We start from the raw sequence: 5,982 nt of genomic DNA, 5'->3' as shown, positions 1-5,982 counted from the left end.
GGTGTAGGGAAATCGACCCTGCTGCTGCAATACATCAGGCTGAATCTCGACACGGCGGATACGCTGTATGTCTCGGCCGACCATCTGTACTTCTCACAGCACAGCTTAGTGGAACTGGCCGACCGCTTCGTCAAGATGGGCGGAAAGCATCTCTTCATCGACGAGATACACAAATACGATGGATGGTCGAGGGAACTGAAACAAATCTACGACAGCTACGACGAGTTGCAGGTCGTCATATCAGGCTCCTCCATCCTCGACATCTACAAAGGAATGGCCGACCTTAGCCGTCGCGTCCCCATCTACCACATGCAGGGGCTGTCGTTTCGCGAATACCTGCAACTGTTTCACGGCATCGAAGTGCCTGCCTACAGCCTCGACGACATACTGGCTCACAAAGCCGTCATCGCCCAGGCCGACCATCCGCTGCCACTGTTCCAGCACTACTTACGCATGGGTTACTATCCCTTCGGCAAAGACGAGGAATTTGAAATGGAATTGCTGCAAGTCATCAACCAGACAATGGAAGTAGACATTCCCCAGCACATCCAGGCCAACATCTCGCTGGGGCGGAAACTGAAAAGTCTGCTGATGGTAGTGGCACGGAGTGTGCCCTTCAAACCGGTCATACAAAAACTGGCCGAAGCTACTGGTATCAGCCGGAACGACATCCCGAGTTATCTGATTTATATGGAAAAAGCCGGTATGATAGCCCAACTGCGCGACGCCACAGGCGGTATCCGCGGACTGGGCAAAACCGAAAAGCTCTACTTGGACAACACCAACCTGATCTACGCATTGGCCCCCGACGCTGCCGAAATCGGCAACATCCGCGAAACCTTCTTCATGAATCAGATGCGGGTGATGAACGATGTGGTCAGTTCGCCCGCGTCCGACTTCGAGATCGACGGGAAAACCTTCGAGATAGGCGGCCGCAAGAAAGGGCAGAAACAAATAGAAAACGTCCGCGAAGGCTACATCGTAAAAGACGACATCGAGACCGGCTACGCCAACGTCATCCCCCTGTGGGCTTTCGGACTGAATTACTGAGTTGGGACATCCGGGGCATTCGCACCACTATCCGACGGCAATCCGTGTATGTCCACATCATCCGCACCTGAGGATAGCGGTATGTCCGCCCATCTTTTGTTAGAAGTCACCCTCTTGCACCACCGCCCCATCCTTCAGATGAATCGTGCGGTCGGTAATGCGGGCCAGGCTTTCGTCGTGAGTCACGATAACAAACGTCTGCCCCAGGCGGTCGCGCAGATCGAAGAAAAGTTGGTGAAGTTCGGCCTTGTTGTGTGTGTCGAGGCTGCCCGAAGGCTCGTCGGCCAACACTACGGCGGGATGGTTGATAAGGGCACGGGCCACGGCCACGCGCTGTTTCTCGCCGCCGGACAGTTCGCTGGGCTTATGCGAGGCACGGTCGGCCAATCCCAGCAGATTCAGCATTTCGAGGGCGGACGACTGGGCTTCGCGGCGCCCCAAACCGGCTATCAGGGCGGGTATCATGACGTTCTCCAACGCCGTGAACTCGGGCAACAGCTGGTGGAACTGGAAGACGAAGCCGATGCGGCGGTTGCGGAAGGCAGAAAGTTCTTTCTCCTTCATGCGGCCTACTTCGGTGCCGTCGATGCGTACCATACCCGTGTCGGGCGCATCGAGTGTACCCATGATTTGCAACAAGGTGGTCTTTCCGGCACCGCTGGGGCCTACGATGCTTACTACTTCGCCTTTCTCTATCTGCAGGTCGATGCCCCTGAGTACCTGGAGGGAGCCGAAACTCTTGGTTATGTTTTCGAGTTGAATCATTCGTTATGGATTTATGCGGGTCAGCAGTTGGCAGGACGCAGCCGGCTGTACAAGCCTCCGCAGGCCCTGCCTTTTCATTATTCATTTTTCATTATCAATTCACTCAGAGTCTCCTGATGACGTACTCGGCCAGATAGCAGCCGAAGACGGCGGGCATATAGCTCACCGTGCCGCAGGTAGACTTCTTGTTCTGCTCGTCGTCGGTCAGGAGGACGGCGTTCGGGTCGGCCTGCTCGGTGCTGAACACGACGGGCAACTTATGGCGGATGCCCATCTTTTGCAGGCGCTTGCGCACGGCCTTGCTCAGTCCGCAGTGGTAGGTGTCCCAGATGTCGGCAAAGCGCACCTGCGTGATGTCGCTCTTGGCGCCTGCCCCCATGCTCGATACAATCTTGATGCGCCGCCTCAGGGCTTCGGCTATCAGGTGGCACTTGGGGGCCAGCGTGTCGATGGCATCGACCACAAAGTCGTAGCGGTCAGCGTCGAGCAGCGCGGGGATGTTCTCGTCCTTCAGGAAGACGGGCAGCACGTTGAGCTGCACATCGGGGTTGATGTCGCGGAAGCGGGCAGCCAGCACTTCGGCTTTCGGCAGGCCCACGGTGGAGTGCAGCGCAGGCAGCTGGCGGTTGATGTTGGTGGGCTGTACGGTGTCGGCATCGACAATCGTCATGCGGCCCACGCCGGCACGGCAAATCATCTCGGCGGCATAGGCGCCCACACCTCCCAGTCCTACTACCAGTACGTGGGCACGAGCCAGTCGCTGTCTTTTCTCCTCGCCCAGCAGCAGTTGGGTGCGCTGTTGCCAGTCGGGGCACGGAGTGCCGCCGGCAGAGGCAGCGTTCGGTATATTCATGTCAGTCATTAGGCATTGTTCTTTTTAAACCATCGATAGAACCAGCGACCTACTTTCTCGTAGTGCTGCGGGTCGTTGTTGCCGCGCGGGTTCGAGAAGGAGAGTACATCCTGCGGTTCGCCCAACTGGTCGGGGTAGAGCACAATCAGGCTGTTGTTGGCAAAGTAGCGGCTCAGCTGTCCGGGCAGTTTCTCGAACGAGCTGTCGTACGAGATGGAGCCGCGGCGGGCACTGATGATGACCAGCAGGTGGTCGTAGTTCACTTGTCCGGTCAGTATCAGCAGGTCTTCCCAGTCGTCCAGCAGGGAGTAGTCGGTCAGCGTCTGGCTGTATTTCTTCTTGATGAGGGCTTGCAGGGGTACGGCTGTCTCTTCGTTCGAGAAGAAGTGGACGCGGCAGCCCAGCGTGTTGCCCATGCGGCAGAAGTGTTCTACCCACTTCTGGAAGCCCGCCTCGTATTCGGCTTTGGGCGGCACGGCCACAATGATGCGGCGCAGTGTGTTGATGGGGATCAGGAACTTGGCCACCATCACTTCGCGGTTCAGTCCCTTGAGCAGACTTTCAGTCAGCATACCGAAGAAGGAGTCTACGATGGTCATCTTGCGGTGCAAACCGATGACAACGTCGGTCACTCCGTGCTCCTTCGCCGTATGGATGATGCCCGCGGCAATGTTCAGGTCGTAGCGGCTGATTTGCTTCAGGCGCACATCGGCCGAAGCAGTAATCATGGCGGCTTTCTCCAGATAGCGCTTGCCACGCACATCAGAGCCGTTAGGGCTGTTGCTGTCGTTTACTACGTTCAAGGCCAGCAGGTTGTCTTTCTGCTTGGGGTCGCGTATCACCAGAGACAGGTTGATAAGGTCTTCTATCGTATCGGGATTGGCAATCGGGATAAGAATCTTCTCGGGCTCGCGCGAACGGTCTTCTTCGGGATGGGCTTCATCCATGGCTACGGTGCGCGCGGCACGCTCGGTGACGAACGAACTGACAATGCAGGTGACCAGAATCAGCAGGATGGTGCCGTTCAGCACGTCGTCGTTCAGCAGACGTTCGCCATTGGGCAAGATGATGTTGTAACCCACCAGCACGGCAGCCAGCGTGGCAGCGGCCTGCGCCGTACTAAGGCCGTACATCAGTTCGCGTTCGAGCGAGGTCATCCGATAGGCTTTCTGCGTAAGCCAGCAGGCTATCCACTTGCCCAGCAGGGCCATGACAATCATCACGCCCGCCACCTTCAGCGAATTGACGTGACCAAACAGCACGTTGACATCTATCAGCATGCCGACGCCTATCAGGAAGTAGGGAATAAACAAGGCATTGCCCACAAACTCCAGGTGATTCATCAGCGGCGACACGTGGGGAATGAGGCGGTTCAGCACCAGTCCGGCGAGGAATGCGCCGAGGATGCCTTCCATGCCCACGAACTCCATCAGTCCCGCACCCAGAAACACCAAGGCAAGGACGAAGATGAACTGCATCACGTTGTCGTCGTAGCGGCGGAAGAACCAGCGCCCCAGGCGGGGGAACGACCACATGATAAACGCACCCAGAATGATGACCTTCACCACCAGCCACAGCCAGAACAGTCCGTCCGACTCGCCCTTGAACATGCCGCCCACAACGGCCAGCACAAGCAGCGTCAGGGTGTCGGTGACAGCCGTTCCGCCCACAGCGATGCTGACACTGCGGTGGCGCGACACGCCGTAACGAATCACAATGGGATAGGCCACCAGCGTATGCGACGCATACATACTGGCCAGCAGAACCGAAGTCAGCACACCATACTTCAGCAGCGCGACATTGGCCACAAAACCGATGACGATAGGCACCACAAAAGCCAGCAGACCCAGCACGAGCGCCTTGTTGCGGTTCTGCTTGAAGTCGCTCATGTTCATTTCCAGTCCGGCCAGAAACATGATGTAGTACAGGCCCACCTTGCCGAAAAGTTCAAAACTGCTGTCGCGCGCCAGGATGTTGAACCCGTGCTCGCCGATGACCAGCCCCGCCAGAATCATGCCGATGATGTGCGGAATGCGCAGCTTGCTGAGCAGCATGGGGGCAAACAGGATGATAAGCAGCACCAGCAGAAATATCCACGTGGGGTCGGTTATAGGTAGTTCCAAACTGAAGTTGAGCCAATCCATACGCATCACATATTAGGTTTTCATGTGCAAAATAACAAAAAAGTTTTCATTTAGTGTGATGCCGTACTGCATTTTGTAGTAAATTTGCGGCCGAAAAGCTCAATTTTTAACCCATTAATTAAAAAGAAAAGAAAAATGAAAGTAGCTATTGTTGGAGCAAGCGGAGCCGTAGGACAAGAATTCCTGCGGGTGCTCGATGAAAGAAATTTCCCGCTGGACGAGTTAGTGCTGTTCGGATCGAAACGCAGTGCAGGTACGAAATACACCTTCCGCGGTAAACAGATCGAGGTCAAACTCTTGCAACACAACGATGACTTTAAAGGTGTGGACATCGCGTTCACTTCCGCAGGCGCAGGCACCTCCAAAGAATTCGCCGAAACCATCACCAAGTACGGAGCCGTGATGATAGACAACTCAAGCGCCTTCCGTATGGATGCCGACGTGCCCCTCGTAGTGCCCGAAGTAAACCCCGCCGACGCCAAAGACCGTCCGCGCGGCATCATCGCCAACCCCAACTGCACCACCATCCAGATGGTCGTTGCACTGAAAGCCATCGAACAGCTATCACACATAAAGACCGTACACGTGTCTACCTACCAGGCAGCCAGCGGCGCCGGAGCAGCCGCCATGGACGAACTGTACACACAATACCGTCAGGTACTGGCCGGAGAGCCCGTCACCGTCGAGAAGTTCGCCTACCAGCTTGCCTTCAACCTCATCCCGCAGATCGACGTGTTCACTGAAAACGGCTATACGAAGGAAGAGATGAAGATGTACAACGAGACACGCAAAATCATGCACTCCGACGTCAAAGTCAGCGCCACCTGCGTACGCGTACCCGCCCTCCGTTCTCACTCCGAGAGCATCTGGGTAGAGACCGAACGCCCCATCTCCGTCGAAGAAGCCCGCGAAGCCTTCAGCAAGGGCGAAGGACTGGTGCTGATGGACAACCCCGCCGAGAAGGAATACCCCATGCCCCTCTTCCTGGCAGGCAAAGACCCCGTATACGTAGGCCGCATCCGCAAGGACCTGACCAACGACTGCGGACTGACGTTCTGGATCGTAGGCGACCAGATCAAGAAGGGAGCCGCCCTGAACGCTGTTCAGATAGCCGAATGGCTCATCAAGGAGAACGCCCTCTAAACGAATCGCACACGCACACACATACCG

At 56.4% G+C, this 5,982-nt stretch carries 5 protein-coding genes; 2 read left to right on the top strand and 3 right to left on the bottom strand.

The annotated features are described in order from the left end of the window. Nucleotides 1-1,050 (top strand): ATP-binding protein (locus QVP67_RS01885; RefSeq protein ID WP_288179792.1); only part of this gene is annotated, 1,050 nt, incomplete at its 5' end. Between the two features lie 99 nt (nt 1,051-1,149). Here the strand turns inward: QVP67_RS01885 and QVP67_RS01880 are convergent. From QVP67_RS01880 to QVP67_RS01870, 3 genes are all read right to left on the bottom strand, one after another. Then, on the bottom strand, nt 1,150-1,815 hold the full coding sequence (locus QVP67_RS01880; RefSeq protein WP_022161868.1) for an ABC transporter ATP-binding protein: 666 nt from the start codon (nt 1,813-1,815) through the stop codon (nt 1,150-1,152). Between the two features lie 103 nt (nt 1,816-1,918). Further along, nucleotides 1,919-2,668: a tRNA threonylcarbamoyladenosine dehydratase gene (locus QVP67_RS01875; RefSeq protein ID WP_288179791.1), complete on the bottom strand. Its 750-nt coding sequence runs from the start codon at nt 2,666-2,668 to the stop codon at nt 1,919-1,921. Nucleotides 2,669-2,676: 8 nt separating this feature from the next. Beyond that, a complete protein-coding gene (locus QVP67_RS01870) occupies nt 2,677-4,812 on the bottom strand; it encodes a cation:proton antiporter (RefSeq protein WP_022161866.1) in 2,136 nt (711 codons plus the stop codon). Between the two features lie 135 nt (nt 4,813-4,947). On the opposite strand from QVP67_RS01870, the gene QVP67_RS01865 reads away from it, so the two are divergent. Beyond that, entirely contained in the window at nt 4,948-5,955 is a 1,008-nt protein-coding gene (locus tag QVP67_RS01865; protein WP_022161865.1) for an aspartate-semialdehyde dehydrogenase, read from the top strand. The last annotated feature ends 27 nt before the right edge of the window (nt 5,956-5,982 follow it).

The organism is Bacteroides sp. CAG:633, from assembly GCF_000435115.1.
Classification (GTDB): Bacteria; Bacteroidota; Bacteroidia; order Bacteroidales; family Bacteroidaceae; genus Bacteroides; species Bacteroides ndongoniae.
Note: the sequence above shows the minus strand (reverse complement) of the source record. Positions and strands in the feature narration are given on the sequence as shown.